A 418-nucleotide genomic window follows, 5' to 3' on the forward strand; every position below is an offset into this window, starting at 1 on the left:
CGCCGCGACAGCATCCGTCACCAGATCCCAGAACTTCGGCACGTCGAGGGTGATCGCGACGTCGGTGTTCGGCTCCTTGCCCAGCATGTCGTGCAGGTCGACGCAGGTCGCACCGGCCGTGAACTCGCCGGTCGTCTCGATGTCGACGTGGCAGCGCTGGATCGACGCGACGGCCCGGTCGATCGCGATGGCGACGGTGATGGGATCGTGCAGCGGTCCTTCCGGCATCCCCTCGGCCTTCTCGTAGGTGCTGCAGAAGAAGCGCAGCAGCTCCACCCCGAATGCCGAGGTCTCGTTGCCGACCGCGCCGATGCGCTGGATGACGTCTTCGGTGATCAGCGCCTGGTGGGAGATGTTGAGCCCGACCATGGTGAGCGGAACGCCGGATGCGAACACCACGGCCGCGGCCTCGGGATCT

General features: G+C 66.7%; 1 protein-coding gene. It reads right to left on the reverse strand.

Going from position 1 to position 418, the window contains the following annotated elements; all coding sequences use genetic code 11:
* On the reverse strand, nt 1–418 hold a 418-nt coding region (locus tag ACNPM4_RS02450; protein WP_448984572.1), incomplete at both ends, for a nucleoside hydrolase.

It is taken from the genome of Microbacterium umsixpiens (assembly GCF_053543675.1).